This is a genomic window from Patulibacter sp. NPDC049589, assembly GCF_040675535.1.
In the GTDB taxonomy this organism is placed as follows: domain Bacteria; phylum Actinomycetota; class Thermoleophilia; order Solirubrobacterales; family Solirubrobacteraceae; genus Patulibacter.
The window spans coordinates 1-26272 of the sequence record NZ_JBFAPC010000004.1 but is presented as its reverse complement, the minus strand read 5'-3'; the positions used below and the strand labels follow the sequence as shown (position 1 = coordinate 26272).

Annotated in this window: 29 protein-coding genes and 1 pseudogene; 19 read left to right on the top strand and 11 right to left on the bottom strand. The window is 71.4% G+C overall.

All coding sequences use genetic code 11. The features are described 5' to 3' along the window. Nucleotides 1-4: 4 nt before the first annotated feature. The 15 genes from rplF to AB0L40_RS01250 all read left to right on the top strand — a co-directional run bounded on the left by rplF (nucleotide 5) and on the right by AB0L40_RS01250 (nucleotide 9823). Nucleotides 5-538 carry a 50S ribosomal protein L6 gene (gene rplF / locus AB0L40_RS01320; RefSeq protein WP_364347992.1) on the top strand — a complete coding sequence of 178 codons (534 nt, stop codon included), beginning with the start codon at nucleotides 5-7 and terminating at the stop codon, nucleotides 536-538. After that, the gene (rplR, locus tag AB0L40_RS01315) at nucleotides 535-900 is read left to right on the top strand and encodes a 50S ribosomal protein L18 (RefSeq protein WP_364347989.1); all 366 of its coding nucleotides are present in this window, start codon (nucleotides 535-537) and stop codon (nucleotides 898-900) included. Before rplF ends, rplR begins: the two co-directional genes overlap by 4 nt. Before the next feature lie 14 nt (nucleotides 901-914). Next, a complete protein-coding gene (gene rpsE / locus AB0L40_RS01310; RefSeq protein ID WP_364347986.1) occupies nucleotides 915-1487 on the top strand; it encodes a 30S ribosomal protein S5 in 573 nt (190 codons plus the stop codon). Continuing rightward, nucleotides 1484-1669 (top strand): 50S ribosomal protein L30, encoded by a 186-nt coding sequence (rpmD, locus tag AB0L40_RS01305; protein WP_026912962.1) that lies wholly within the window; start codon nucleotides 1484-1486, stop codon nucleotides 1667-1669. The genes rpsE and rpmD overlap by 4 nt, the downstream gene beginning before the upstream one ends. Next, nucleotides 1666-2163: a 50S ribosomal protein L15 gene (gene rplO / locus AB0L40_RS01300; protein WP_364347983.1), complete on the top strand. Its 498-nt coding sequence runs from the start codon at nucleotides 1666-1668 to the stop codon at nucleotides 2161-2163. The genes rpmD and rplO overlap by 4 nt, the downstream gene beginning before the upstream one ends. A gap of 173 nt (nucleotides 2164-2336) precedes the next feature. Next, nucleotides 2337-3620: a preprotein translocase subunit SecY gene (secY, locus tag AB0L40_RS01295; RefSeq protein ID WP_364347980.1), complete on the top strand. Its 1284-nt coding sequence runs from the start codon at nucleotides 2337-2339 to the stop codon at nucleotides 3618-3620. Between the two features lie 54 nt (nucleotides 3621-3674). Next, nucleotides 3675-4337, top strand: coding sequence for an adenylate kinase (locus tag AB0L40_RS01290; protein ID WP_364348133.1), 663 nt, complete (start codon nucleotides 3675-3677; stop codon nucleotides 4335-4337). Nucleotides 4338-4368: 31 nt separating this feature from the next. Continuing rightward, nucleotides 4369-5142 carry a type I methionyl aminopeptidase gene (gene map, locus AB0L40_RS01285; protein ID WP_364347977.1) on the top strand — a complete coding sequence of 258 codons (774 nt, stop codon included), beginning with the start codon at nucleotides 4369-4371 and terminating at the stop codon, nucleotides 5140-5142. A gap of 302 nt (nucleotides 5143-5444) precedes the next feature. Further along, nucleotides 5445-5558, top strand: a complete 114-nt coding sequence (gene rpmJ / locus AB0L40_RS01280) for a 50S ribosomal protein L36 (protein WP_364347974.1) — start codon at nucleotides 5445-5447, stop codon at nucleotides 5556-5558. Nucleotides 5559-5560: 2 nt separating this feature from the next. After that, nucleotides 5561-5944, top strand: a complete 384-nt coding sequence (gene rpsM, locus AB0L40_RS01275; RefSeq protein ID WP_364347971.1) for a 30S ribosomal protein S13 — start codon at nucleotides 5561-5563, stop codon at nucleotides 5942-5944. 20 nt (nucleotides 5945-5964) lie between these two features. Then, complete coding sequence (rpsK, locus tag AB0L40_RS01270) at nucleotides 5965-6360, top strand: 30S ribosomal protein S11 (protein WP_007577092.1); 396 nt, start codon at nucleotides 5965-5967, stop codon at nucleotides 6358-6360. Between the two features lie 237 nt (nucleotides 6361-6597). Beyond that, nucleotides 6598-7557 (top strand): DNA-directed RNA polymerase subunit alpha, encoded by a 960-nt coding sequence (locus AB0L40_RS01265; RefSeq protein ID WP_304785774.1) that lies wholly within the window; start codon nucleotides 6598-6600, stop codon nucleotides 7555-7557. 41 nt (nucleotides 7558-7598) lie between these two features. Next, complete coding sequence (gene rplQ / locus AB0L40_RS01260; protein WP_364347967.1) at nucleotides 7599-7952, top strand: 50S ribosomal protein L17; 354 nt, start codon at nucleotides 7599-7601, stop codon at nucleotides 7950-7952. A 141-nt stretch (nucleotides 7953-8093) separates the two neighbouring features. Further along, nucleotides 8094-8930: a tRNA pseudouridine(38-40) synthase TruA gene (gene truA / locus AB0L40_RS01255; RefSeq protein ID WP_364347964.1), complete on the top strand. Its 837-nt coding sequence runs from the start codon at nucleotides 8094-8096 to the stop codon at nucleotides 8928-8930. Between the two features lie 509 nt (nucleotides 8931-9439). Further along, complete coding sequence (locus AB0L40_RS01250) at nucleotides 9440-9823, top strand: group 1 truncated hemoglobin (protein ID WP_364347961.1); 384 nt, start codon at nucleotides 9440-9442, stop codon at nucleotides 9821-9823. Between the two features lie 518 nt (nucleotides 9824-10341). Here the strand turns inward: AB0L40_RS01250 and AB0L40_RS01245 are convergent. The 3 genes from AB0L40_RS01245 to AB0L40_RS01235 all read right to left on the bottom strand — a co-directional run bounded on the left by AB0L40_RS01245 (nucleotide 10342) and on the right by AB0L40_RS01235 (nucleotide 12667). Beyond that, complete coding sequence (locus tag AB0L40_RS01245) at nucleotides 10342-10620, bottom strand: hypothetical protein (RefSeq protein ID WP_364347958.1); 279 nt, start codon at nucleotides 10618-10620, stop codon at nucleotides 10342-10344. Nucleotides 10621-10771: 151 nt separating this feature from the next. Then, nucleotides 10772-11287, bottom strand: coding sequence for a cupin domain-containing protein (locus AB0L40_RS01240; protein WP_364347955.1), 516 nt, complete (start codon nucleotides 11285-11287; stop codon nucleotides 10772-10774). A 162-nt stretch (nucleotides 11288-11449) separates the two neighbouring features. Next, nucleotides 11450-12667, bottom strand: coding sequence for a globin domain-containing protein (locus AB0L40_RS01235; RefSeq protein WP_364347952.1), 1218 nt, complete (start codon nucleotides 12665-12667; stop codon nucleotides 11450-11452). Between the two features lie 179 nt (nucleotides 12668-12846). Here AB0L40_RS01235 and AB0L40_RS01230 point away from each other — a divergent pair, with 179 nt between their 5' ends. After that, entirely contained in the window at nucleotides 12847-13542 is a 696-nt protein-coding gene (locus tag AB0L40_RS01230; protein ID WP_364347949.1) for a helix-turn-helix domain-containing protein, read from the top strand. A 94-nt stretch (nucleotides 13543-13636) separates the two neighbouring features. Here AB0L40_RS01230 and AB0L40_RS01225 read toward each other — a convergent pair whose 3' ends face one another. The 4 genes from AB0L40_RS01225 to AB0L40_RS01210 form a co-directional block, all read right to left on the bottom strand. Continuing rightward, nucleotides 13637-14047, bottom strand: coding sequence for a helix-turn-helix domain-containing protein (locus tag AB0L40_RS01225; RefSeq protein WP_364347946.1), 411 nt, complete (start codon nucleotides 14045-14047; stop codon nucleotides 13637-13639). Nucleotides 14048-14066: 19 nt separating this feature from the next. Continuing rightward, on the bottom strand, nucleotides 14067-15905 hold the full coding sequence (locus AB0L40_RS01220; RefSeq protein WP_364347943.1) for a chloride channel protein: 1839 nt from the start codon (nucleotides 15903-15905) through the stop codon (nucleotides 14067-14069). A 177-nt stretch (nucleotides 15906-16082) separates the two neighbouring features. Then, on the bottom strand, nucleotides 16083-16502 hold the full coding sequence (locus AB0L40_RS01215) for a hypothetical protein (RefSeq protein ID WP_364347940.1): 420 nt from the start codon (nucleotides 16500-16502) through the stop codon (nucleotides 16083-16085). Between the two features lie 11 nt (nucleotides 16503-16513). Beyond that, nucleotides 16514-17038: an HPP family protein gene (locus tag AB0L40_RS01210; RefSeq protein WP_364347937.1), complete on the bottom strand. Its 525-nt coding sequence runs from the start codon at nucleotides 17036-17038 to the stop codon at nucleotides 16514-16516. 139 nt (nucleotides 17039-17177) lie between these two features. Between AB0L40_RS01210 and AB0L40_RS01205 the strand changes: the two genes are divergently transcribed. Continuing rightward, nucleotides 17178-18095: a LysR family transcriptional regulator gene (locus AB0L40_RS01205; RefSeq protein WP_364347934.1), complete on the top strand. Its 918-nt coding sequence runs from the start codon at nucleotides 17178-17180 to the stop codon at nucleotides 18093-18095. Between the two features lie 210 nt (nucleotides 18096-18305). Here the strand turns inward: AB0L40_RS01205 and AB0L40_RS01200 are convergent. Then, nucleotides 18306-18964, bottom strand: a pseudogene (locus tag AB0L40_RS01200) (response regulator transcription factor). Further along, entirely contained in the window at nucleotides 18961-19884 is a 924-nt protein-coding gene (locus tag AB0L40_RS01195; RefSeq protein ID WP_364347931.1) for a sensor histidine kinase, read from the bottom strand. Before AB0L40_RS01195 ends, AB0L40_RS01200 begins: the two are co-directional and overlap by 4 nt. Nucleotides 19885-20395: 511 nt before the next feature. On the opposite strand from AB0L40_RS01195, the gene surE reads away from it, so the two are divergent. Then, nucleotides 20396-21256, top strand: a complete 861-nt coding sequence (surE, locus tag AB0L40_RS01190) for a 5'/3'-nucleotidase SurE (protein WP_364347928.1) — start codon at nucleotides 20396-20398, stop codon at nucleotides 21254-21256. Nucleotides 21257-21327: 71 nt separating this feature from the next. Further along, nucleotides 21328-23532, top strand: a complete 2205-nt coding sequence (gene ligA / locus AB0L40_RS01185) for an NAD-dependent DNA ligase LigA (RefSeq protein ID WP_364347925.1) — start codon at nucleotides 21328-21330, stop codon at nucleotides 23530-23532. A 370-nt stretch (nucleotides 23533-23902) separates the two neighbouring features. Here ligA and AB0L40_RS01180 read toward each other — a convergent pair whose 3' ends face one another. After that, entirely contained in the window at nucleotides 23903-25198 is a 1296-nt protein-coding gene (locus tag AB0L40_RS01180; protein ID WP_364347923.1) for a D-alanyl-D-alanine carboxypeptidase, read from the bottom strand. 12 nt (nucleotides 25199-25210) lie between these two features. Beyond that, nucleotides 25211-26272: adenylate/guanylate cyclase domain-containing protein (locus AB0L40_RS01175; RefSeq protein WP_364347921.1), on the bottom strand; the 1062-nt coding region annotated here is incomplete at its 5' end.

Sequence of the window (26272 nt, the reverse complement as noted above, 5' to 3'; positions counted from 1 at the left end):
TCGCATGAGCCGCATTGGACGCAAGCCGATCCCGGTTCCCTCCGGCGTCGACATCACCATCCAGCCCGGGACCGTCACGGTCAAGGGTCCCAAGGGTCAGCTCGCCGAGCAGATCCACCGCGACATCACGGTCACCCAGGAGGGTGCCGAGATCGTCGTGACGCGCCCGACCGACCGTGGCCCGCACCGGGCCCTGCACGGCCTGAGCCGCTCCCTGATCGCCAACATGGTCGAGGGCGTCACCGACGGCTTCAGCAAGACCCTGGAGATCCAGGGCGTCGGCTACCGCGCGTCGCTCAAGGGCTCCACGCTCGACCTGGCGCTGGGCTTCTCCCATCCCGTCTCGGTCGACGCCCCCGAGGGCATCGAGTTCGAGGTCCCGCAGCCCACGCGCATCGTCGTCAAGGGCACCGACAAGCAGCTCGTCGGCGAGACCGCGGCCAAGATCCGCAAGAAGCGGCCGCCGGAGCCCTACAAGGGCAAGGGCATCCGTTACGAGGGCGAGTACGTCGTCCGGAAGGTCGGTAAGCGCGCATGAGCGTCGTCACCAAGGAAGCGCGTCGGCTCAAGCGCCGTCGCCGCGTGCGAGCGAAGGTCTCCGGCACCGCCGAGCGGCCGCGCATCGCCGTGTTCCGCAGCAACAAGGGCATCTTCGCCCAGGTCATCGACGACCTGGCCAACGACGGCAGCGGTCACACGCTGGCGTCGGTCAGCTGGACCGAGGACGAGTTCCAGGGTCTCAACAAGGCCGACCAGGCCGCTGCCCTGGGCAAGGCGCTCGCCGAGCGCACCAAGGCCGCGGGCATCGACACGGTCGTGTTCGACCGTGGCGGTTACCAGTACCACGGGCGCGTCAAGGCGTTCGCTGAAGCGGTCCGCGAGGGCGGGCTCACCGTCTAGGAGCCACTGAACCCATGACGATCGATCGCACTGTCAGCCCCGTCGGCCTGGATCTCCAGGAGCGGGTCGTGGAAATCAACCGCGTCGCCAAGGTGGTGAAGGGTGGCCGCCGCTTCTCCTTCACCGCCCTGGTCGTCGTCGGCGACGAGAACTCCGTCGTCGGCATCGGCTACGGCAAGGCCAACGAGGTCCCGCTGGCCATCCAGAAGGCCGTGGAGCGCGCGAAGAAGGACCTCTTCCGCGTTCCCAAGCACAACACCACGATCACGCACCCCGTGATCGGGCGCTTCGGCTCCGGCCAGGTGCTCCTGAAGCCGGCCTCGCCGGGTACCGGCGTCATCGCCGGCGGCGGCGTCCGCGCCGTGGTCGAGCTCGCCGGCCTCCAGGACGTCCTGACAAAGAGCCTCGGCTCGCAGAACCCCATCAACCTCGTGAAGGCGACGGTCGAGGGTCTGCAGCAGCTGCGCACCCCGCGCGAGGTCGCGGAGCTCCGCGGCCTGCAGATCAAGGACGTGCTCGGCCTGGCCGACCGTCCGGTCGAGGTCGAGGTCACCGAGGACGCCCCCGCAGAGGAGGTGACCGCGTGAGCACCATCAAGGCCACGCAGTTCAAGTCCAAGATCGGCAGCAACCAGGCGCAGCGCGACACGCTGCGGACCCTGGGTCTGCGCCGCATCGGGCACACCGTCGAGGTGCAGGACACTCCGCAGGCGCGCGGCGCGCTGCACGCGGTCCGGCACCTCGTCCGCATCGAGGAGGAGTCGGCATGAGCCCCGAGAGCACCGAGATCGTCGGGCTGCACAACCTGCAGCCCGCGCCGGGCAGCCGGAAGGCGCGCAAGCGCGTCGGCCGCGGCCACGGCAGCGGCATGGGCAAGACGTCCGGCCGTGGCCACAAGGGCGCCGGTTCGCGTTCCGGCTCCAAGGACCGCACGCGGTTCGAGGGCGGCCAGACGCCGATCCAGTCGCGGCTGCGCAAGCTGCGCGGTCCGAACAAGAAGACGTCCATGCCGTTCGAGCGCTTCCGCACGGAGACGCAGCCGGTGAACCTGGACGACATCGCCGACCGCTTCGCCGCGGGCGACGAGGTCACGCTCGAGGCCCTGAAGGCCAAGGGCCTCGGCCAGCGCAAGGACGTCCCGGTCAAGATCCTCGCCCGTGGCGAGATCTCGGTCGCGCTGACGATCCACGCGCACGGCTTCAGCAAGAGCGCCCGTGCGGCGATCGAGGCCGCGGGTGGTACCGCGGTCGTCGTCGACGCCTGAGTCGCACCGGTCAGGGGGGTCGCCGTCGTGGCGACCCCCCGCAACCCGGGGCCGAGGCGTTTCGCGCCGCGGCCCCGTAGGATCAGCAGCACCCCGCGCGGGCCCTCTGGCCCGCGCCGTCCGTTCCACCGCGTGTCGCTCTCCGCCCCGCCCCACTTCCCACTGCGAGCCCGATGATCCGCATCCTTACCGGCGCGCTCACCGTTCCGGAGATCCGCAAGAAGCTCGGCATCACGCTGTTCCTTCTCGCGCTGTACCGCATCGGCGCGCAGATCCCGGTCCCAGGCGTGTCCCGGGCGGGCGTCGAGGAGCTGCAGAACGCCGAGCAGTTCCAGGCCGGCGCCCTCCAGCTGCTGAACGTCTTCTCCGGCGGCGCCCTGAGCCAGATCGCGATCTTCGCGCTCGGCATCATGCCGTTCATCACGGCGTCGATCGTCCTGCAGCTCCTGCAGGTCGTCGTCCCGGCGCTCGAGAAGCTCAAGCAGGAAGGCGAGATCGGCCAGCAGCGCATCACCCAGTACACGCGCTACCTGACGGTCTTCCTGGCCCTCGGCCAGTCCTTCGCGTACGTCACGCTGTTCCGCAGCATCGAGACGGGCGGCCCGGACCTCATCGAGAACTTCAACATCGCCAAGCTCGTGCTGATCGCGGCCTCGCTGACCGGCGGAGCCATGATCGTCATGTGGCTCGGTGAGCTGATCACGCAGCGCGGCGTCGGCAACGGCATGTCGCTGATGATCTTCGCGTCGATCGTGTCCGGTCTCCCGGGCGGGATCAGTGCCTGGTGGAACAGCGGCGACCCGGTCTTCAAGGTCCTGCTGCCGGTGATCATCCTCGCCGTCATCTCGGCCGTCGTCTTCGTGCAGGAGGGCCAGCGGCGGATCCCGATCCAGTACGCCAAGCGGGTCATCGGCCGTCGCATGAGCGGCGGCGGGCAGACCTACCTGCCGCTGAAGGTCAACATGGCCAACGTGATCCCGGTCATCTTCGCGGCCTCGATCCTCTCGATCCCGCCGACGATCGCCCAGGTCATCTCCGGGTCGCAGGACAACGCGATCCAGAACGCGCTGCTGCCCGGCACCTGGGGCTACATCGCGGCGGAGTCCGTCTTCATCCTCCTGTTCACGTACTTCTACACCGCGGTCACGTTCAACCCGGTGGAGCAGGCCGACAACCTGAAGAAGTACGGCGGCTTCATCCCGGGCGTGCGCCCGGGCCGGCCCACGGCCGAGTTCCTGGACCGCGTGCTGGCCCGCCTGACGTTCCCGGGCGCCATCTACCTCGCGCTCGTGGCGGCGATCCCGACGATCCTCTTCAGCAAGGCGTTCGGGTCCGCGACCCAGGGCTTCGCGTTCGGCGGCACGTCGATCCTGATCGTCGTGGGCGTCGCGCTCGACACGGTGAAGCAGCTCGAGGCCCAGCTGATGATGCGCAACTACGAGGGCTTCCTCAAGTGATGCCCGCGCACCCCCGCCCGACCGACCTCCACGAAGGACGAACCGATGGCTGAGCTGAACCTGATCCTCCTGGGCCCCCCGGGCGCCGGCAAGGGCACGCAGGGCGAGCGTCTGACGTCGAAGGAGACGCTCGAGTACATCGTCACCGGCAACATCCTGCGCGCCGCCGTCAAGGAGGGCTCGGACCTCGGCAAGCAGGCGAAGGCGTTCATGGACGCCGGCGACCTGGTGCCCGACGAGCTCGTCATCGGCCTGATCCTCGAGCGCGTGCGCTCGGAGGAGGCCCGCGAGGGCTTCGTCCTCGACGGCTTCCCCCGCAACGTCGCCCAGGGCGAGGCCCTGGGCGAGGCGCTCGGCGAGCTCGGCCGCGACATCAGCGGCGTGCTGCTGATCGACGTGCCCGACGAGGACATCGTCCGCCGGCTCTCCGGCCGCCGCGTGTCCGCCTCGGGCCGGATCTACCACCTCGAGCACGACCCGCCCAAGGTGGAGGGCAAGGACGACGACGACGGCTCGGACCTGATCCAGCGCGACGACGACAAGCCGGACACCATCCGCAAGCGCCTCGCCGTCTACCACGAGCAGACCGAGCCGCTGGTCGCGTTCTACGAGGCCCAGGGCCTGCTCCACCGCTTCGACGGCTCCGCGCCGGCGGCCGAGGTCGAGGCGCACCTGCGCAAGACGATCTCCACGCTCCGGCTCGAGGACGCGATCTAGGCACCCGCCTCGCGGCGGGGTCCCTGCGGCCATGGGGACCCCCCGCCTGAAGGACCCCGCCGAGGTCGACGCCATGGCGGCCTCCGGCGCCGTGCTGGCGGGCGTGCTCGACGCGCTCGCCGACGTCGTGGCGGTGGGGGTCACCACGAACGATCTCGACGCGTTCGCCCGCGAGCGCATCCGGGCGGGCGGCGGCGTCCCGTCGTTCCTCGGGTACCGAGGCTTCCCCGGCTCGATCTGCGCGTCGCCGAACGACCTCGTCGTGCACGGCATCCCGGGTCCGCGGCCGCTGGCCGACGGGGACGTGGTGTCGCTGGACGTCGGAGTCACGCTCGACGGCTGGGTGACCGACGCCGCCCGCACGTTCGTCGTGGGGGAGGCCGCAGAGGAGGATCTCCACCTCGTGGCGGTCGGCGAGTCGGCCTTGGCCGACGCGGTCGCGGCCTGCCGGCCCGGCAACATGGTGGGCGACGTCGGGGCCGCGGTCCAGGGACGCGCGGCTCGGGAGGGCGTGGGGGTCTTCCCGTCGCTGATCGGCCACGGCGTCGGCCGTCGGCTGCACGAAGAGCCGCAGGTCCCCAACGTCGGGCGGCCCGGGCAGGGCATCCACCTGCGCCCGGGCCTGGTGATCGCCGTGGAGCCGATGCTCACCCTCGGCCGCCCGGCGATCCGCCTGTCGCCCGACGGGTGGTCGGTGTTCACGGTGGACGGGGCCCGCGCGACGCACGCGGAGGTCACCGTGGCCATCACGGAGCACGGTCCCCGCGTCCTGACGCCGTGGGGCGGGTCCGGGCGCTGGCCCTGACCGCGTCCCCGCCGCCGGCCCGGACCCCGGCCACGGGGCGGGACCCGCCGGCCACGCGGACCGCGCGGCCGGACGCGCCGCAGTACGGTAGGGGAGGGGAGGGGGAGAGGCCTTTCCCCCGGAGGACTGCTACTGTCAGCGATCCGCTCGGGTGCCGTTCGACGTGCCCGGGGTGATGTCTGGTAGCGTGCCGAGTCTGCGCGTGTCACGCCTCCCTGGCGTCACATGCCTCAGTGGCTGGTAGCGAGGGTCTTGCGACCATCAGAGCCAGGCCACTGAATAGCGAGCCGAGAAAGAGGACCATGAAGGTACGACCGTCGGTCAAGCCGATGTGCGAGAAGTGCAAGGTCATCCGCCGCAACGGCGCTGTCCTCGTGATTTGTTCCAACCCCCGCCACAAGCAGCGGCAGGGCTAGTCATGGCACGCATCTCCGGCATCAACATCCCGCTGAACAAGCGGATCGAGATTGGCCTCACCTACATCTACGGCATCGGCCGTTCGGGCGCCAACGACATCCTGTCCGCCACGGGCATCGATCGCGACACCAAGGTCCGTGATCTGACCGAGGACCAGGTCTCGAAGCTCCGCGAGCACATCGACAACGAGGTCGTCGTCGAAGGCGATCTCCGTCGTGAGCGGAACCAGTCCGTCAAGCGCCTGATGGAGATCGGCTGCTACCGCGGCCTCCGTCACCGCCGCAACCTGCCCGTCCGCGGACAGAAGACGAAGACCAACGCGCGGACCCGCAAGGGCCCCAAGCGCATGCCGACGGCCGGCAAGAAGAAGCCCGGCAAGAAGTAACAAGGGACGTTTAGAGACTCATGCCCGCACCCAAGCGCCCCGCGCGCGGCCGCCGCAAGCCCAAGAAGAACATCCCGGTCGGCCAGGCTCACATCAAGACGAGCTTCAACAACACGATCGTCTCCCTGACCGACAAGGAGGGGAACGTCATCGCGTGGGAGTCCGCCGGCGGCGCCGGGTTCAAGGGCTCGCGCAAGTCGACGCCGTTCGCCGCCCAGGTCACCGCTGACTCGGCTGCCCGCAAGGGCATCGAGCAGGGCCTGGAGAAGGTCGAGGTCTTCGTGAAGGGCCCCGGCTCCGGTCGCGACACCGCGATCCGCTCCCTGCAGGCCGCAGGTCTGGAGATCACGACCGTCCGCGACGTGACGCCCCAGGCCCACAACGGCTGCCGCCCCAAGAAGCGGCGCCGCGTCTAGCAGCAGCTCCCGCCGCCCGCCGACCGACCTCCTCCGGGGTCCGGTCATCGGACGGCACCGCGTGCGACGCCCTCGTCGCCGCTGACGGGGACGCGGAGCCTTCCGCTCCGCTCCCCGGCGCAGGACCAGCAGCACCCAGCAGCGCGCGACACGGGGGAGTCGACGCCCCAACAGCGCGCTGCACCGCGATCGGACCCGCCCCCCGCCCGCGCGTCTTCCGACGAAGCAAGGACCTTGATGCTCGACTACCAGACCCCTCGAATCACCCGCGAGTCCGTCGAGGACAACCGCGGCACGTTCACCATCGAGCCCCTCGAGCGCGGCTTCGGCTACACGTTCGGCAACTCGCTCCGTCGCGTGCTGCTGAGCTTCCTCTCCGGCGCGGCCGTCACGAACGTCCGCATCGAGGGCGTCGCGCACGAGTTCACGACGCTCGAGGGCGTCGCCGAGGACGTCACGGACATCGTCCTGAACCTCAAGACGCTCGTCTGCCGGATGCACTCCGACGCGACCGAGGTCGAGGCCCCGCTCGTGGCCGAGGGCCCCGGCGAGATCACCGCCAAGGACATCGACCTGCCCGCGGGCGTCGAGATCCTGAACCCCGAGGCGCACATCGCGACCCTCGAGGCCGGCACCAAGCTCGAGGTCTACCTGACCATCGGCCAGGGCCGCGGGTACCGCTCCGCCGACGAGAACAAGACGGCGGACCAGCCGATCGGCGTCATCCCGATCGACTCGATCTTCTCGCCGATCCGGCGCGTCGCCTACCGCGTCGAGCCGGCCCGCGTCGGCCAGCGCACCGACTTCGACCAGCTCACGCTGGACATCGAGACCGACGGCTCGCTCGAGCCGGGCGAGGCCCTGCGCGAGGCCTCCGAGATCCTCATCCAGCAGCTCGCGGTCTTCACGGACCCGGATCGCGTCGAGGAGCTCCGCGCCTCGGTCGGCGGCGAGCTGGAGGACGGCCTGGTCGGCGACCACGGCTACGGCGACCCGACGGACGAGATGATGATCGAGGAGCTCGAGCTCGGCGTCCGCTCCTACAACTGCCTCAAGCGGGCTGGAATCCAGACCGTTGGCGACCTGACCTCGAAGACCGAGGCCGAGCTCGCCGCCATCCCGAACTTCGGGAAGAAGTCCATCGACGAGGTCGTCGAGACCCTCGCGGCGCGGGGCTACGGCCTCCGCGACGAGTAGTCCCGGCCCCGCCGGCGAGCCCGTACGAAAGATCTGAACCGATGCGCCACCAGAAGAACCGCCACAAGCTCAGCCGCGACAGCGCGCACCGCAAGGCCCTGCTCCGCAACCTCTGCAAGGAGGTCATCGAGCACGAGCGGATCAAGACGACCGAGGCCAAGGCCAAGGCGCTGAAGCCCGAGATCGAGCAGCTCATCACGCTCTCGAAGGGCGGCGACCTGCACGCGCGTCGTCAGGTCCTCAAGAAGCTCGGCCAGGACAAGTTCTCGGCCTACAAGCTCATCGAGGACATCGCCCCGCGCTACGCGGAGCGTCCGGGCGGCTACACCCGCATCCTGAAGCTCGGGCCGCGGAAGAGCGACGCGACCGAGATGGTCCTCATCGAGCTCGTCTAGAGCTCTTCGCGTCGCCCCGGCGGCGCACCGAACGGCGGAGCACGGCTCCGCCCGCCCGACACGGCCGCCCTCCGGGGCGGCCGTCGTCGTTCCCGGGGCCGCACCGCGCCGTCGCGCCCGGTCCGGCAGGATGGTCGCCCGGTGAGCACGGTACGTCTGGAGATCGAGTACGACGGGACCGACCTGTGGGGCTGGGCCGACCAGCCGTCGAAGCGCTCGGTACACGGGGAGCTCGCCCGGGCGCTCGGCACGATCCTGAGGACGCCCACGGCCCTGACGGTCGCGGGGCGGACGGACCGCGGCGTCCATGCGGTCGCCCAGGTCGCGTCCTACGAGGGCGAGGCCCCGGACCTCTACGGGCTGAACGCCGTCCTGCCCGACGACGTCGCGGTGCGCTCGGCGCTCGTGCTCGACGTGCCGTTCGACGCCCGGCGGATGGCGACCAGCCGGACGTACTGCTTCCGGCTCTTCACGCGGCGGCGGCCGTCGCCGTTCGGCGGCCGCCACGCGCTGTGGTGGCCGTACCGGCTCGACGAGGCGCTGCTGCACGCCTGCGCCGACGCCGTGGTCGGGACGCACGACTTCACGGCCTTCACGCCGACGGAGACCCAGCACGTCCTGTTCCGCCGGCGCATCCGCGAGGCGGCGTGGGTCCGCCGCGGCGAGTGGCTCGAGCTGTGGATCCAGGGGGACGCCTTCATGCGCCACATGAACCGGATCCTCGTCGGCACGATGCTGGAGGTCGCCGGGGGTCGCCGGAGCCTCGACGACTTCCTTCGCCTGCTGCAGGGGGCGGAGCGGCCGGAGGCCGGGATGACCCTGCCGCCGCAGGGCCTGCACCTCGCCGGGATCGGCTACCCGGACGCGGTGGGCGGCGACGCCGTGGCCCCGCCTGGGTGGGGCCGGCCTCCCTGGGCGACCGGCGATTCGGAGGGTCCGACGCCCGACACCGGCAAGCCGTCGCGCTGGAAGTCCTGAGCCGGCGTGGTGCCCGGCCACGGAGCGCAGCGCAGGGCCCTCGACGTCGGGCGTGGCCCGCTCTTCCGAGCACATGACGGGGTTCGGGGACCGTGCCCTTCGGGTCTGCCGCAGTCCACGGCCCCGGTCCAGGGTCATCGCCTGTCGGCGGCGAGGGGGCCGGCGTGTGGCGGTGGCTGGAGCTCGCGCGGATGCGGGTCGCGGAATGACTCGCTTCCGTCGTACCCCGGTCCCGGTGGCGCGGGAGCCGGAGGGAAGACACGGACGAATGGTGGCGTTCGGCCGCGGGACGCCCACGCAGGAGGAGGACGTGGAGATCCACGCGTCGAGACCGAAGGGCGGTTCGAGACCGGCCTGGAGCATCACAGATGGGCCTACGTCGCTGGGCCCGTCGTCCAAGGCCCTGACGGCACGCGCTTGGCCTGAACGCGCGCCGCGAGGCCAAGCGGCGGGCGTGAGCTCGGGGCCTACCGTGGATCGGAGACCTTCCCGACCCTCAGGACATCACGATGAACTCCGAGTCCACGTTGTATGACCGCATCGGTGGTGCGCCGGCCGTCGACGCCGCTGTCGAGCGGTTCTACGAACTCGTCTGGGCAGACCCGACCCTCGCTCCGTACTTCGAGAACATCGACCGCCAGCAGCTCAAGCGGCACCAACGCCAATTTCTGACCGTCACCCTGCGCGGCAGCGGAAGCGAATACGTGGGCCGTGCGATGGACCGTGCCCACGCTGGCCTCGGAATCACGGACGCCGCATTTGACGCCGTCGTCGGGCACCTCGTCACGACGCTGCAAGAACTCGGCGTCGATGGAGACAGCATCACCGCGATCGGCAGCGCTCTCGCGCCCCTGCGGTCCGCGATTGTCGAAGTGCCCGCACGAGCCGCCTGACATCCTCGGTATCTGTCCGTGCAGCCGATCGGTAGGCGGGACTCGCTGGCGCCCGATGGCGCTGCGGGATGCCCGCCGGCTTGCGATCAACGTCACAGGCACGGCTCACGTTCCTCGTCGCCATAGAGCGACGTCAGGGGATTGCGAGTGGGCGTTCGGGCCTCTTTGCGCCTTCGGGGGTTCCCCTTGTCGGGGCGCGCCCAGCGTGACGGCGCCCCCAAGGCCCGGCGTGAGTGGTCAGTACTCATGACCACAGCGTCGTCGTGAGGACGAGCGAAACCATGGCCGTTTCCCCCCATCTGGGTGCACCGGCGCTCATCGACGAGCTCCCGCGGAGCCAACGTCGCGATCGTCAGTTCCAGGGCACCGTGCCGAGGTGCTCGTCGCGATGCGAGATGGCGGGGCCCACCCATAGCCCTCGTGTGGTGGCTGCCCGAGACTCGCGAGATGGGCACGCCACTTTCGCGCGCTCCTGGCTCAGTCGGCGGCGCACCGCCCGACATGCTCCTCGAGAGCGCCTACGACCTGATGGCGGCCGGCACAAGCGCCTCGAGGCAGGAGCGATGGGCCACCACGATGCGCCCGAGTGCCTCGCCGCGACGCTTGACGTGCTCGGTGCCACCCTCGCCTCCGTGCGCCAGACGCCGGAGCACATCTCCGACCGCGGTCCGGGGATCCCGAGCGATCACGAGATCGACGGCGTCCTGCGCGTCGTGCGGCGCGCCCTCGACGATGCAGCACAGGGCTGCGACCGCGCTCGCGATCTGCGTCTCGGCCGTCCTGCCACTCGACAGCACGCAGCCCGCATGACCTGCTCGTCGAGGAGCTCCGCAGGTCCGAGTGGGTCCCGCAGCACCAGGTGAGGGGCCGTCCTGTCGAGCACGGCCCAAAGGCGGCGCCGGCCCCCGCGTTGCGCTCGACCTGCCCGGTGCCGGCGATCTCCGATGCTCAGGGCGTGGTGCGGGGATGCTCGCCGCCGCGCTGCAGGAGGCGTCCCCCGTCGGTGGCCCAGCGGTCTTCGGCCTTCTGTGCGGGTGTGAGACCGGAGACACGTGCATCAACCGGTCCCCGAGACTCTCGAGGGAGCGGTCCGGCGCGCAAGGGAACGTCCCGCTGGGCCGGTGAACGCGTCATCCGCGTCGCTTCTCTGGGGTGGCCGGCCCCGGGCCACGGGGCCAGCAGCAGCAACAGTCGTGCGTCGGTCGTCGCGAGCACCGAGTGGCGTTCGTTGGGCTCGAGCTCGAACGTGAAGCCCGAGGACGCATCGACGCGTGTGCCCGCGTCGTCGGTGACCCGCACGTGACCGGAGATCACGACGATCCACGCCCGTTCGTGCACCTGATGCTCGGCCATCACCTGGTCCTCGTCGAGACCAAGCACGATCGCCCGGGTCTCGTCCGTTGTCGACAGGACGCGCGGAGGCCCGGGAAATCCTTCGAGCGCGTTGATATCCCAGGTCTTCATCTCCTCAACGTACGCCGACTCATCCGAGCCCGTGAGAACACCACGCCGCCCCGGCCGAGCAGATCACCAGGCCTAGGGACGATCGAGCCTGCCCGGAGGGCGTGGCGGTTCACGCCATCGTTCCCCCGGCTCGGCCTTCGGGCCATGCGCCGCCACACGGTTCTACGAGACGGCGTGCGTGGCGACCGTCGTGTCTTCGTCGCCGGCCCACACGTCCGGGCCGAAGACCTCGTAGAAGATGCGCTCGGACTGGACTCCCGCCCGCAGGAGCTGCAGTCGCACCCCACGCATGAAAGGCAACGGGCCGCAGATATAGGCGATCGACCCCGGATCGATCTCGACGTCCCCCAGGTCCATGCGCCCAGGTAGGGCGTCGTCGTCGCGGTCCTGCTCGTACCACGTGTGCAGGGTCGCGTTGGACAGGCGCCGTGCGGCTTTGGCGTGTGCCGCGCGCAGCGCGTGCGTGGCGGGATTGCGGTCGGCGTGGGCTACGACGATGCGTCGGTCGGTTGCTTCGTCGGCCAGCGATTCGAGCATCGCGAGGATCGGCGTGATGCCGATGCCAGCGCTGATCAGGGCTACGGGGCCGTCGCCGGGGAGCAGGGTCACGTCTCCGGCGACGGGTCCAAGCTCGAGCACCGAATCGGCGCGGGTGTGCCTGTGCAGGTGGCTGGAGACGCAGCCGGCGGGAGCGTCGCCGTCGGGATCGATGCGCTTGATCGTGATCTGCAACGCGTCGGTGTCGGCGGAGGAGACCGAGTACTGGCGGGCCTGGCGCCCACCAGTCGGCAGATCGACGGCCACCGAGAGGTACTGCCCGGCCTTCACCGGGCGCGGTGCGCTGCCGTCCTCGGGCACCAGGCGCAGGGTCATGACGTCGTCGGTCTCGTCGATGCGCTCGGTGACGACCCACCGCATCCAGGGACTCCCAGGGTCGGCGTCGGCCTGGGCGTAGAGGCGGGTCTCGGCGGTGATGAGCTCCAGCGCAAACAGCCAGTAGACCTCGTCCCAGGCGGCGGCGACCTCCGCAGTGACAGCCTCCCCGAGGACTTCGGCGACGGCCTCGAGGAGGTATCGCCCGACGATCGGGTACTGATCGGGCCGGATCCCGAGGCTCACGTGCCGGTGGGCGATGCGGTCGAGCATCGGCCGGAGGTCTCGAGCTTCCGGGTCCAGGAGGTGAACGGCGTAGGCGACGACCGACGCCGCCAGGGCCTTGGGCTGCTCGCCGGTGGCCTGATGAGCGGTGTTGAAGACGCGCAGCAACTCGGGGTCAGCCGCGAAGAGCTTGGGGTAGAAGCACTTCGTGATCGCGTCGGCGTGCTCGGCAACAACAGGAGCGGTGGCGGCGACGACGACGGCGGAGCGTTTGGTGAGCACGAGGCTTGGTCCTTTCGGTGCTCCGGGCGAGCACGCTGAATAAACACGGAACTCACCGTGATAATACGGTCGGAGATCTCTTGGTGCCTTCTGCCGGCCGACTTCGGCGTCCGGCGACGCCCGGGCACCGGTTCGTGGAACTCGGGTGTGGGGGCGGGGGCGTGGTCTACGCTCCGGTCGTGACGAGTGATCTGCGAATGGGCCCGTCGCCGGCTCGGAGTGCGGCCGGCACGTCGTCATTGACGGTCCCGCGCGCACGCGTCCTGGAGGTCCTGCAACGTCACGGCGGACCGGCGAGCACGGCGGAGTTGGCGTCTGCGACGGGACTGCACGAAAACACGGTTCGCGAGCATCTCGAGGCGCTGATCGGGCGCGACCTCGCGACGCGAACGCGTGGAGCGGCTTCGGGGCGGGGCCGGCCGCCGACGATGTACGAAGCGGCGGCGCGCAGCGAGCCCGACCCTCGCGTGCGCGAGTACGCGGCGTTGACGTCGGTCCTCGCGGCGCAACTGGCCCGCATCAGTGCCGACCCTGCCGCGGACGGCCGCGCCGCCGGCGAGCAGTGGGCCAGCGATCTGTCGATCCCCGATGCGCCTCCCGGCGACGACGAGGAATCGCGGCGACGCCGGGTGGTGGAACTGTTCGCCGAGCTGGGGTTCGATCCCGTCGCCGACGTGGACGCTTCGACGGTCGAGCTTCGCCGCTGCCCTCTGCTCGACGCGGCGAGCAGGCACCCGGACGTCGTCTGCGCAGTCCATCTCGGCCTGACGCGCGGCACGATGGCCCGCCACGGCGGCGACCCGGACGACGTCGAGCTGCTCCCGTTCGCCGCACCGGGATCGTGCCGGTTGTGGCTCGCCGGGAAGCGGCGCTGATGCACGGGAGGCGTTTCAAGAAGGCCAAACCGCCCTCGTGATCCAGCGCAGCGAGCCGGGCACCCACGGCGGGGTGCACGGCGGCGGTGGTCGGTCAGCGTTCGTGGCTCGGTCGTGCGACCTGCTCGAGGGCGCCTGCGACCGTGGCGATCTTCGCGAGATGTTGCCGGGTGATGTCTGCCAGGTTGGTGGCGCCGAGGGTGGTGAGTTCGAGGCGAACCTCGCGGTGATCGCGGTCGCCGCGAGTGCGGATGATCAGGCCCTGGTCCGCTGCACGGCCTGCGAGTTCGACCGTGCTGTGGTGGCGGGTCAGCAGGACGTCTGCGACGTCACCGATCGTGGGGCCTTGGTCCCCGGAGAGGCCCCGGACGGCCAACAGCAGCTGGTGGACTGCCGGCGTCATCCCGGACGCGCGCGCGGTGTCTTCGCTCCAGCGTACGAAGCGGCGAAGCTCGGTACGAAACGCCAGCACTCGCCGGTAGTCGTCATCGGAGATCTCGGGCACGGGTTCCGGCATCGACGTCCTAGGGTGCCGTCGTCTGCGGCGGCGCGTCGGCCCGGCGCCGCCGGGGAGGCAGGAGCGGGCGTTCGCGCCGCCGTTCCTCGACGATCTGGCGTTCGTGACCGGCCACGAGCTGGAACTGCGTGAGGAGGCCGGCGAGTCGCGTCGGGTCGTCGGCCTGGACGACGGGCAGGACACCGTGCCCGGTGGAGATCATCAGGTCCGCGGCCCGCCGAAGCGTGTCCGTGGGGTGCGCGACCAACGGTGTTCGACGCAGTTCTCCGATGCGCAGAGCCGGGTCCTCGATCGCGGCGCGTCGAAGGTCCGACACGGAGACCACGCCGACGAAGACATCATCGTCGGAGACGATCGGGAAGAGCCGTTGCCGTCGTACCGTCGCGTCGGCATCCAGCGACGCCATCAGGCGCCCGACGGGGACCTCGGGCCGCACCGTCTCGGGCTTCGTGGTCATGACGTCCCGGACGCAGAGGGCGAGCATCGGATCCAGCTCGTACTCACAGCTGACCTGGTGGCCGCGCCTGGCGATCTTCTCGGTGAGGATCGAGCGAGGAAGCGCGAAGACGCTGACCGCGTATGCCGTGATCGTGGTTGCCAGCAACGCCGGCAGCAGGGGGAGCGCACCGGTGGTCTCGAGTGCGAACACGATGCCGGTCAGCGGTGCACGCATCACCCCGCCGAACGCAGCGGTCATGCCGAGGATCGCCCAGGTCGCCGGATCGCCTCCAGGGACCACCGATCCCAGCAAGCCCCCCAGCGCGGCTCCGAGCATCAACAGCGGGGCGAGGACGCCGCCGCTGGTGTTGGAGCCCAGCGCGACGGCCCACACGACGAGCTTGACGACGAGCACGCTGAGCAGCGCGCCCACCGCGAGCTTCCCGGTGAGCTCGTCGTCGATCACTCCGTATCCCACGCCCAGGACGCGAGGATCGATCAGGCCACCGATGCCGACCACCAGGCCCCCGATCGCGGGCCACCACGCCCAATGGATCGGGAGCCGGGCGAACGAGTCTTCTGCTCGGTAGATCGCGGTGGTCATCAGCCACGCCAGAGCTCCGCAGCACAGACCGACCAAGAGCGCGGCAGGGATCATCGACGTGGCCGAGTCGACGTGCAGCGACGCAGGAAACAGCGGGGCGACGGGCAGCAGTCCGCGATCGGCCATCATCCCGCGCAGTCCCAGGGCGCTCAGCGCTGCCGCCGACACCGGGATCAGCGACCGCGGGCGCCATTCGAAGAGCAACAGCTCCACGGCGAGCAGGACTGCCGCGACGGGCGTGCCGAAGATGGCGGTCATCCCGCCCGCGGCGCCGGCCGCCAGGAGGCAGCGACGCTCGGCGCCGGTGAGGTGCAGGAACTGTCCGAGGATGCTGCCGATCGCGCCGCCGGTGACGATGATCGGCCCTTCCGCCCCGAACGGCCCGCCGGTTCCGATCGACACCGCACTGGAGAGGGGCTTCAGCACCGCGATCCGCGGCTCCATGCGGCTCCCCCGCAAGAGGACCGTCTCCATCGCCTCGGGGATCCCGTGCCCCCGGATTCGTTCGGATCCGAAGCGGGCCATCGCGCCGACGACCAGGCCGCCGGCGACCGGGACCAGTGCACTCCACATGCCAAGCGGAGCGGTATCGGGCTGCTCGATCGTGGTCGCCACGTGACCCGTGTAGACGAGGTGCGTGATCAGGCCGATCAGGTGCACCAACGCGAGCGCCACCAGGGCGACGAGGACGCCGGCGACGGCCGCCAGAGCGGTGATGCCGATCGTTCGCGGAGTGATCGAGAAGTCGCCGGCCCGCGCGGGGTCCGGCCCGTGGCCCGGCGGCAGTGCATCGTGCGATCTCATCCCATGAAGATTGTATCGGGTCCCGATATATGTGAAGTCGTCGGCGAGCACGGTCGCGTTGGCGGAGCGGGGTCTCAGGCGCTCGACCTGCGCTCGGCCACCCTCGTGTGGACGTCGATCAGACGGGGTGGTCGATCCCGTCAAGCGTGCCGTCCTCGACGTGGGAGGCGAACCACGTCACCGAATGAGCAGGTTGAGACTCAGGACGGCGAAGGTCCCGAGGGCTAGGACGGTCACGACCTCCGCAAGCGCGTAGAGGACGTGGAGGCCGCGGGACGGCGAGGGACGCGAATGCGAGACGACCCTGGTCCGGCGGTCCATCGCGCGACGCAGCAGCCACTTGGTGGCGAGCGCGGCGGCCGCGAACGCCCAGGCGATCCAGGCGCCCGTCGAGGACTCACCGCCCGCCAGGAGTGCCACGCCGATCGCGACGGCGAACGCGAGTTCCATCCGGTTGAGTGCGCGGAAGACGAGGCGCCCGATGCCGACTCCGAGCTCGACCGTGATGCCGGGAGCCTGGAACTTCAGCGGCGCCTCGAGGAACGAGATCGCGAAGACCATGCCCATCCACAGCCACGGACCCGCGGTCTGGACCACGTTCCAGACCGTCATCGGACGGCCGGTCGACGCAGCAGGCGGCGCATCGGCGTTGCGCGATCGCTGCCCAGCATGGCAGCGTCGCTGACGGTCACGAGCCGGTCGTCGGCTCGAGAGGGGCGAGGCACGGGATAGCGATGCCCGTGAAGCAGCGGCGAGAGCACGACGGTCGTCGCCACGAGGGTCGCCGCGCCGATGAGTACGACGGTGATCGGGAACCAGTGGTCTCCGTGGTTCTGGATCGCCACCGAGGCCGTGGCGACGGCGGGGGCGTGCAGCACGTCGAGGACCATCATCGCCACCGCTGCCGCCGATGCGGCGATCGCGACGGAGAGGCCGCCACCGCCGAGCAGCGCGCCGACCACGACGCCGGTGGAGGCGCCGACGAAGTGCCCCCCGATGACGCGACGCGGGGCGACGCCCGGCAGGTGCGGAGCGCTGTGCTTGAGCGCCGCGGTCGCGAGGAACGGGGCGATCAGCAACGGCATGTCGAGCGCCTTGCCGAGGGCGGCGACGAGGATGGCGCTACAGAACACCCCGACGCCCATTCGGGCGTAGGGGAGCAGGCGGGGGGCAACAGGCAGGCAGTGCATCGCGGCGAGGGAGCTTGTCGACGGGCACGCGAAGAATCCAATATCAACTAGTGACCAAGCGATACACAGAGGTGATCGGTCGATGAATGTGCGGCATCTGAGGTTCTTCGTGGCGCTGTCCACCGAACGTCACTTCGGGCGCGCTGCCGCGGCGTGCAGCGTGTCGCAGCCGGCGCTGTCGATGGCGATCCGCAAACTCGAATCGGAGCTGGGGGTCCGGCTGATCGAGCGCGGAGGAGGGGGGATGATCGGGTTGACCGATGCGGGCGAGGCCCTGGTCGATCGCGCGCGCCAGACCGTCAACTCCGTCGGCGGCATCGCGGCGGAGGCCACGCGCCTGCGAGGCCAGCTCAACGCGACGTTGCGACTGGGAACGGTGCCCACCGGGGTGGCCGCCGCTCCGACGCTCGTGGGCCCGCTGCTGGATGCCCATCCTGGCGTTCGCGTGTCGATCCGTACAGCGCCCTCGGATGTCCTCGTCGGCGAGGTGCTCCGCCACGAGCTCGACGCGGCCTTGGTGTACGACGACGTCCGAAATCCGGCCCTCAACGTCCAGCCGCTATACCGCGAGCGCTTCGTGTTGGTGAGCACCGCCGACCAGGAGAAGGGCGGCGCCGCCGAGGTGTCGTGGAGATCGGTCGGTGCGCGGCCGCTGTGTCTGCTGACCCCGGAGATGCAGCATCGCGCGATCCTCGAGGAGGCTCTTCGAGCTGCCGACGTCGTTGTCTCTCCGCGGGTGCAGGCCGACTCGTTCGCATTGCTCCTCGGATTCGTTCGTCGAGGATGGTCGACGGTGATCGGGCATACGTGGCTCCTCGGGGAACACCTGCCGTCGGGGACCAGCGCAAGGCCGATAACGGACCCGATGATCGAACCGACGATCGCGCTGATCGTCGCGTCCGCCGGGCCGCCGGCGCCCGTCGTCCGTGCGCTGATCGACAGCCTCGCCGGCACGGACGTCGACGCACTGATCGAGACGGCCCTGCCCGGCCGGGCATGACAGGGTGGTCGTCAACGATCTGCGTCAGACGGTCCATTCGATCGTTCGTTCCCCGTGTTCGTGGCATCGTTCAGTCTGCTGAGACGGATGCGAACGAGGCGCTGGGCCGGGTCCTCGACTGATCGTGGTTCAGTGATCGAGTCGCTTGGGGCCTGCGGAGAACGGGCCGCCGCGAGCGCCGCGAGTCGTTCTGCAGTCTGTAGGGGGTGGTCATGGTGCGACGAGTCCTCGGCGGATGGCGTAGCGCGCGAGTTCGACGCGGTTGCGGAGGCCGAGCTTCTCGAGAGCGTTCGAGCGATGGCGTTCGACGGTGTGGGGGCTGATGACCAGGCGGATGGCGATCTCGTCGGTGGTGAGGCCTTCAGCGATCTGCTTGGCGACCTCCTGTTCGCGAGCGGTCAGGACGTCGCGGGGAAGCGATCCGCCGGCGCGGGCGTCGTCGAGGAGCTCCTTCGTCAGGGCCTGCAGCGCCTTCGGGTAGAGGAACGGCCGACCGAGCATCGCGCCGCGGCAGGCGTCGACGAGGTCCCGGTTGGCGGCGGACTTCAGGACGTACCCGGCGGCCCCGGCCTTCAGCGCCTCGAAGTGGTACTGCTCGTTCTCGTGCATCGAGAGCAGCAGGATCGAATCTCCGGGCGTTGGCGCGTGAGTTCGCGGGCGACCTGCAGGCCGGTGCGGCCGGGCATCGAGACGTCGAGGATCGTGAGATCGACGGTGCCGCGCAGCGCGATCTCCACGGCCTGGATGCCGTCCCCGGCCTCTTCGACGACGTGGAGGTCGGGTTCGCTGTCGAGGATCAGACGGATGCCGCTGCGGACCAGAGCGTGGTCGTCGGCGAGCATGATGCGGGTGCAGAGGGGAGTGGTCATGACGGCGGGTCCTCCAAGGGGATCGAGCAGCGGACGATCGTGCCGAGGCGCGTCTCGGACGTCATGGTGAACGTGGCCTGGATCAGGCGCGCGCGTTCGCGCATCCCGGAGAGGCCGCCGTAGGGGTCGGGCGGGTGCACGAACCCTCGGCCGTCGTCGGCGACGGTCAGCACGAGGTGTTCGTCGTCGACGCCGAGGGAGACGGTGATCGTGTCAGCGTGCGCGTGGCGGATGGCGTTGGTCAGTGCTTCTTGGGCGATCCGGTAGATCGCCAGCTCCACATCGCCGTCCAGGGCCGGGATCGGCGGTCGCAGGTCGCGGTGGATGGCGTTGCCGCTCTCTTCCTCCACGCGAAGGCACAGCGCGATCATGGCGTTCAACAGACCGAGGTCGTCCAGCCCCACAGGGCGTAGCCGTCGTGCGACGCCGTGCATGTCGCCGAGTGCTCGCGCGACGGTGCGTTGCGCGAGCTCACGGTGTTGGGGATGCATCTCCGCGCGATCCAGCTGGAGGGCCAGCGCGGTGAGGGTCTGGCCGAGCTCGTCGTGGATCTCGCCCGCGACGTTGCGACGTTCCGCTTCCTGGGCGGCGGCGGTGCGGCGGTCACTTTCCAGCCGCTCGACGCGAAAGCGGTCGAGCATCGACTCGAACGCTTCGAGGAGCTGCTCGACGTCGCGGTCATCCGGCGCGATACGCGCCCGGAGGTCCGGGTCGGGGTAGCGCGGATCGATCGTTCCCATCGCGTGCGCCAGGCGGTGCAGCGGGGCGAGCAGCCGGCGCAGCCTCCGCCCACCGGGCAGTGCGATGTCGACCGCGTCGCCGACCGCGCGGCCGATGAGTGCGGCGCCGACCGGCGAAACGTTCCGAGCACCGGCGGTCATCAACAGCGCGTCCGGGGGCGCATCGGTGGGGCGGGCCATCGTTGAAGCGTCGATGACCCTGGCGCTCGGGGACATGGCCGGTTGCACCCATCGTCCGACGAGATGGCAGGGACCGACCATGGCCCCTGAAGGCCGGGAGCGGGACGCTGGGGCGATGGCGAGCGTATGCACGTGGCTGACTCACGACCGGCACCACCCGCCGGTGGACGGCGTCTTCGATGCGGCCTGCGACCTCATGATCGCTCCCCGCGCGTTGGAGACGCAGAGCATGCGCACGCCTGAGGCCGTGGATCGCCGCGACGCTCGGCGTCCGTGACGCCTCACTGCGCACGCTGAAAGGCTCGCTGCCCCATCTCGCCGGCCGCGCACGGGCGGGTACCACCAACGCGCAGACCCCGACGCGTCGCCCGCGGGAGCTCGTCGACCTGATTGGTTCGGCCGGGCCCTCCTGATCGCAACTGGGGAATTCTCGTGATCCTTGAGACCGGCGGGGTGGGTCTGCTTCGCCGCCGAGTCCCGTCTCGCGACCGCGGGACTAGGCTGGAGGAGCATGACCACGCGCGTCCTCCTCACCAACGACGACGGCATCCACGCGGAGGGCCTCCTGGCGCTGCGCCGGTCGCTGCTGGAGCTCGAGGGCATCGACCTGCGCGTGGTGGCGCCCGACGGCAACCGCTCGGCGATGGCGCGGTCGATCACCGTCCGCCGCCCGCTCCGGGTCCACGACGAGACGTTCGAGGACGGCGGCACGGGGATCGCGACGGACGGCACGCCGACGGACTGCGTGCGCCTGGCCGCGCACGGCGTGATCGACGGCTGGACGCCCGACCTCGTCGTGTCCGGGATCAACCACGGCGCGAACATGGGGGAGGACGTCACCTACTCCGGCACCGTCGCCGCGGCGCTCGAGGCGGTCGTCCACGACATCCCGGGCGTCGCGATCTCGATGTCCTCGCCCCACGGCGACTGGTCGCTGCGCCGCGAGCACACGTGGGACTTCGGGGTGGCCGCCGAGATCGCCGCGCGGATCGTCGCCGAGGTCGAGCGGGTCAGCCGTCGCGACGGCCAGCTGCCGCTCCCGCGCCGCACGATCCTGAACGTCAACGTGCCGCAGAGCGACAGCGGCTGCTCGCCCCTGGCCGTCGAGGTCACCCGGCTCGGCCAGCGGCACTACCGCGACGAGCTGCAGCCGGTGGAGACCCACCCCGACGGCAGCCGCAGCTTCTGGCTCTACGGCACCGACCACGGCTTCGAGCCCACGCCCGGCACCGACCTGGCGGCGGTCGCGGCGGGCCACGTGTCGATCACGCCGCTGCACCTGGACCTCACGCGCGAGTCCGCGATCGCCCCGCTGGCGGGCCACGGCTTCGAGGGCCTGCTGGACCGCATCGGGGACCTGCTCGACGACTGAGGGAGATCGTGCGGGCCCCGTCCCGTGCGTCGCGGGTCCGGGCCCCCTGCCGCGGGTATCCTCGCCCCGAGATGGTGCCCCCGCCCGCAGACGCCGAGAAGCCCGCCCCGGACCCCGCCGCCCGTGCGGCGGAGCTCCGTGAGGTGGTCGAGCACCACCGCCGCCGCTACTACGAGCAGGACGACCCCGAGATCGGGGACGAGGAGTACGACGCGCTGTTCACGGAGCTCGAGACGCTCGAGCGCGAGCACCCCGAGCTCGCGCTCCCGGACTCTCCCACGCAGCGGGTCGGCGGGGCACCGATGGAGAAGCTCGTCAAGGTCCGCCACGAGCAGCCGATGCTGTCGCTGGCCAACGCCCGCAGCGGCGAGGAGCTCCAGGCCTGGGTCGACCGCATGACCACGCACCTGGCGCGCGAGGGCATCACGGACCCGGCGTTCCGCTACGTGGTCGAGCCGAAGGTCGACGGCCTGGCGATGAGCCTCCGCTACGAGGACGGCGTGCTCGTCCGCGCGGCCACCCGCGGCGACGGCGAGGTCGGCGAGGACGTCACCCACAACGTGCGGACGATCCCCGACGTGCCGCTGCACATCGCCGACGCGCCGGCGGTCCTCGAGGTCCGCGGCGAGATCTACATCAAGCTCGAGGACTTCCGCAAGGTCAACGAGAAGCGCGCCGCCGCCGGCGAGTCGACGTTCATGAACCCCCGCAACTCCGCGGCCGGCGCGATCCGCCAGCTGGATCCCAAGCAGGCGCGGCAGCGGCCGTTGTCGTTCTGGGCCTACGGCGTCGGCGTCGTGGCCGCCCGGGCGGGGGACGCGGCCGAGGCGGAGACCGCCGGCCGCGGCGGGGCCGACGGCACCTCGGCCAGTGTCGGCGAGGTCCTCGGCGTCGACGGCCACCGTGCGACGCTCCAGTGGCTCAAGGACCGCGGGTTCCCGGTCAACGACGAGGTCTCCGTCCAGGGCACCGTCGACGACGCGGTGAAGACCTGCCTGGCGTGGGGCGAGCGCCGCGACCGCCTGGCGTTCGAGATCGACGGCGTGGTGCTGAAGGTCGACGACTTCGAGCTCCAGCGCCGCCTGGGCTCCGTCGGGCGGGACCCGCGCTGGGCGATCGCGTGGAAGTTCCCGCCGCGGACCGCCACGACGCTGCTCAAGGACGTCATCTGGAGCGTCGGCAAGTTCGGCGACCTGCACCCCTACGCGGTGCTCGAGCCCGTCAACGTCTCGGGCGTGACGGTCTCGCAGGCGACGCTGCACAACGAGGAGGACCTCGAGCGCAAGGACGTCCGGCCCGGCGACCGGGTGATCGTCCTGCGCGCCGGCGACGTGATCCCGCAGGTGATCTCCCCGGCGCCGCACGAGGCCGAGCGCGACGACCGCGGGCCGAAGCCCGCGCCGCCGGCGACGTGCCCGCGCTGCGGCACGCCGACGGAGAAGCCGGAGGACTCGGTCTTCACGCGCTGCCCGAACCGTGGCGGCTGCCCGGGCCAGCAGTGGCAGCTGCTGCGCCACTACGTCGGCCGGCAGGCGATGGACATCGAGGGGCTGGGCGAGAAGCAGGTCGGCCAGCTGCTGGAGAAGGGCCTGGTGACCAACGCGGCCGACCTCTACGCGCTGACCGCCGAGCAGCTGCTCGAGCTCGAGGGCTACGGCGAGATCTCCGCCAACCGCGTGATCGGGGCGATCGCGGCGTCGAAGGAGCGGCCGTTCGCCCGGGTCCTCTTCGGCGTGGGCATCGAGGAGGTCGGCGAGATCACCGGCCGCAACCTCGCGGCGCGCTTCCGCACGATCGACGCGCTGCTGGCCGCGACGCCGGAGCAGCTGGCGGCGACCCCCGGCGTCGGCGAGAAGATGGCCCGGATCATCGCCGAGCGCCTCGCCGACGAGGCCGTCGTGACGGTCTTCCGGCGGCTGCAGGAGGCCGGGCTGCAGCTCGAGGTACCCCAGGGCGAGGACGACCCGGAGGACGCCGACCTGCTCGAGGGCCTGACCGTCGTCCTGACCGGCACGCTCCCGACCCTGACCCGCGAGGACGCCACCCAGCGGCTGCTCGCGGTCGGCGCCCGCGTGACGTCGTCGGTGTCGAAGAAGACCGGCGTGGTCGTCGCTGGCGACGCGGCCGGGACCAAGCTCGAGAAGGCCGAGCGGCTGGGCGTCCCGGTCCTCGACGAGGACGGGCTGAAGCGGCTGCTGGCGGAGGGGCGCAGCGTGATCGCGCCGGCCGAGGACGAGGACGCGGAGGAGCCCGCAGCCGAGGCGCAGGAGGCCTGAGGAGTGCTACGGTGGATGGGTCGTCACACCGCCTACGTGGTGAGGGCTTCGGTGCCCACCTCGGTAACGCGCCGCTTGCGGCGGACTGCCTGAGGGCCACGAGTGTCAGTCTGCCCAGGCTCGACACGAGGTCCTGGGATGTGTAAGTAAGTAGGGGTGGTGTAGTCGATGGTGGCGGGCGAGTCGCAAGGCTCGCCCGTCGTCGTTCTCCGGCCCCTCGGCACGGCCCGAGCCTCGTCGACGATCGACGCGCCGGGCTCCGCGTCGCTCGGATCGGGGCCCGGTTCCCTCCGGGTGGCCCGAGCCCCGTCGGCCACCGACGCGTTCGGGCTCCGCGTCGCTCGGGTCGGGGCCGGGTCCCCTCCGGTGGTCAGCCGACCTGGGCCAACCGGGCGACGAAGCGGTCCTGGAACGCGCGCGCCGAGGAGACGTTGCCGCCGTTCTGGAGGATCGCGAACGCGACGTCGCGGCCCGACTTCGTGGTGCAGTAGCCGGCCAGGCCGGAGACGCCGTTGATCGTCCCGGTCTTCGCGGCGCAGCGGCCGACCGCGGCGGTGCCGCGCATGCGGCCGGCGAGCGTCCCCGTGCGCCCGGCCTGCGGCAGCGCCGATCGCAGCACCGGGCCGATGTTCGGGTCCTCGTCGAGCTTCTGGAGCAGGCGGACGACGGTGGTGGGGGACACCCGGTTGTCACGCGTGAGCCCCGAGCCGTCGACGATGTGCGGCGTCGAGCCGAGCAGGCCCCGGAGGGTCGTGCGCAAGAGCCGGCTGCCCGTCGCGGTCGTGGACGACGGGGCGGCGAACGCCTCGGTGTGGCAGGCCGCGGCGGCGGGCGGCTCGGCGACGAGGGTCTCCGGCGCGATCGGCGGCAGCGAGGCGCGGACCCGGCACGCGGCCTCGAGCCCGTCGCGGGAGCTCAGGTCCTTGAGGATCGTCTCGGCGATGTAGTTGTCCGACGGGCCGAGGGTGGCCGCCGCGAGCTGCGCGAGGGTCGGCCCGACCTGCGTGGCGACGGTGGCCGCCGTCTCCGGCGCCGCGGTGCGGTCCTGGACCACGGTGCCGCCGACCGTCAGGCCCGCGGTCTTCAGCGCGGTGCGGAAGAGCGACCCGGCGCGGACGGCGGGCGCGGTGGTACGGGCCCCGCGGTCGACGCTGATGGCGCCGATCCGGCCGCCCATGTCTCCGTCGGCGGACCGGCCCGTCCGCCGCCCGCCCTGCCAGTCGTCGAACGTCGTCGCGTCGACGCGGAGGCGTCCGTCGAGCCGCTCGACACCGAGCGCCTGCACCGTCCGGCCGGCGAGCCCGCGCAAGGCCGCGGTCGAGAGCGTCGGGTCGCCACCGCCGACGAGGTGGAGGTCCCCGACCCAGGTGTCGCCCGACGCCCGACCGGTGGCGACGACGCGGGTCCGCGGCGTCCACTCGGGGCCGAGCAGCCGCAGGGCCGACCCGAACGTGAAGAGCTTCGTGACCGACGCGGGGATCCGGCGGCTGCTGCCGGCGCGGCTGAGGAGGGTCTTCCCGGTCCCGAGGTCGACGACGACGACGCCGGCACGGGAGCCGATGCCGGAGGTCGACGGCATCGCGGCACCGGCGGGGGCGGCGACGGCGACCGTGAGGGCGAGGGTGGACAGCGCGGCGGCGGTGGTGCGCGTGAGGCGGGCGGGCATCGCGGGCGCAGGCTACCGCCCGGCCCGCCGGACGCGGTGCAGTCGCACCCGGCCCATGCCCTTCAGGTGCACGCGGCCGACGCCGGTCCACTCCAGCGCGGCCTCGTCGGCCAGCCGCTCGCGGGTGCCGTCGTCGACCAGCACGCTCTCCGGGCGCGCGGCCGCGCAGACGCGGGCGGCGCGGTTGACGGGCGGGCCGAACCAGTCGCCGGCGCGCGGGACGGCGTCGCCGGTGGCGACCCCGGCGCGGATCCGCGGGAAGTCCTCGGCGGCGACCCGCTCCTGCAGCGCGAGCATCGCCGCGACCACCGGGCCGGGTCGCGGCCCGGCGAGCATCACGGCGTCGCCGATCGTCTTGACGACGCGCACGCCGTCGGTGGAGACCTCGGCCCCGAGCTCGCCCAGCCGCGCGGCGACGTCGCGCAGGCGCTGGGCCCCGAGCTGCTCGCCCATGCGGGTGAAGCCGACGACGTCGGCGAACGCGATCGAGACCGGCGTGGCGCCCGCGATCCGGCCGTCGGCGATCTGCTCGCCGTCGAGCTCCACGGCGGTCAGCTGGTCGATGGTCTGGGCGCGGATCAGCAGCCCGACGGCGTCGGCGAGGTGCGCGTTGACCGGGTGGGTCGCGGCGGCCAGGCGCGCGCCGAGCTCCTGCTCCGTGTCGCCGGGCCGCGTCAGGCCGGAGCCCAGCCCGATGATCGCCGCGGCGCCGATGCGCGCGGCCGACTCGCCGAGGGTGCGCGCCAGCTCGACGACGGCCTCCTCGTCGATCCCGAGGCCCGCGAGGGCGGCCACCAGCGCGGGCAGGGCGAGGTCGCGCTCCTCCCACGCGGCGTCGCCGTGCGACGGGACCGCGACGCCCGCGGCCTGCAGCACCCGCTCGAGCAGCTCGGGGTCCACGCCGGTGCGGGCGACGAGGTCCGTCGTGCGCAGCGTCGGCGTCCCCTGCAGGACGCGCTCGACGGGCACGAGCGCCAGGCGGTTGGCGGCGACGGCGGCGGCGATCGCGTCGTCGGGCACGCCGTCGGCGCGCAGCTCGGCCTCGAAGGCGCGCCGGGCCGCGGCGGCCGCGGC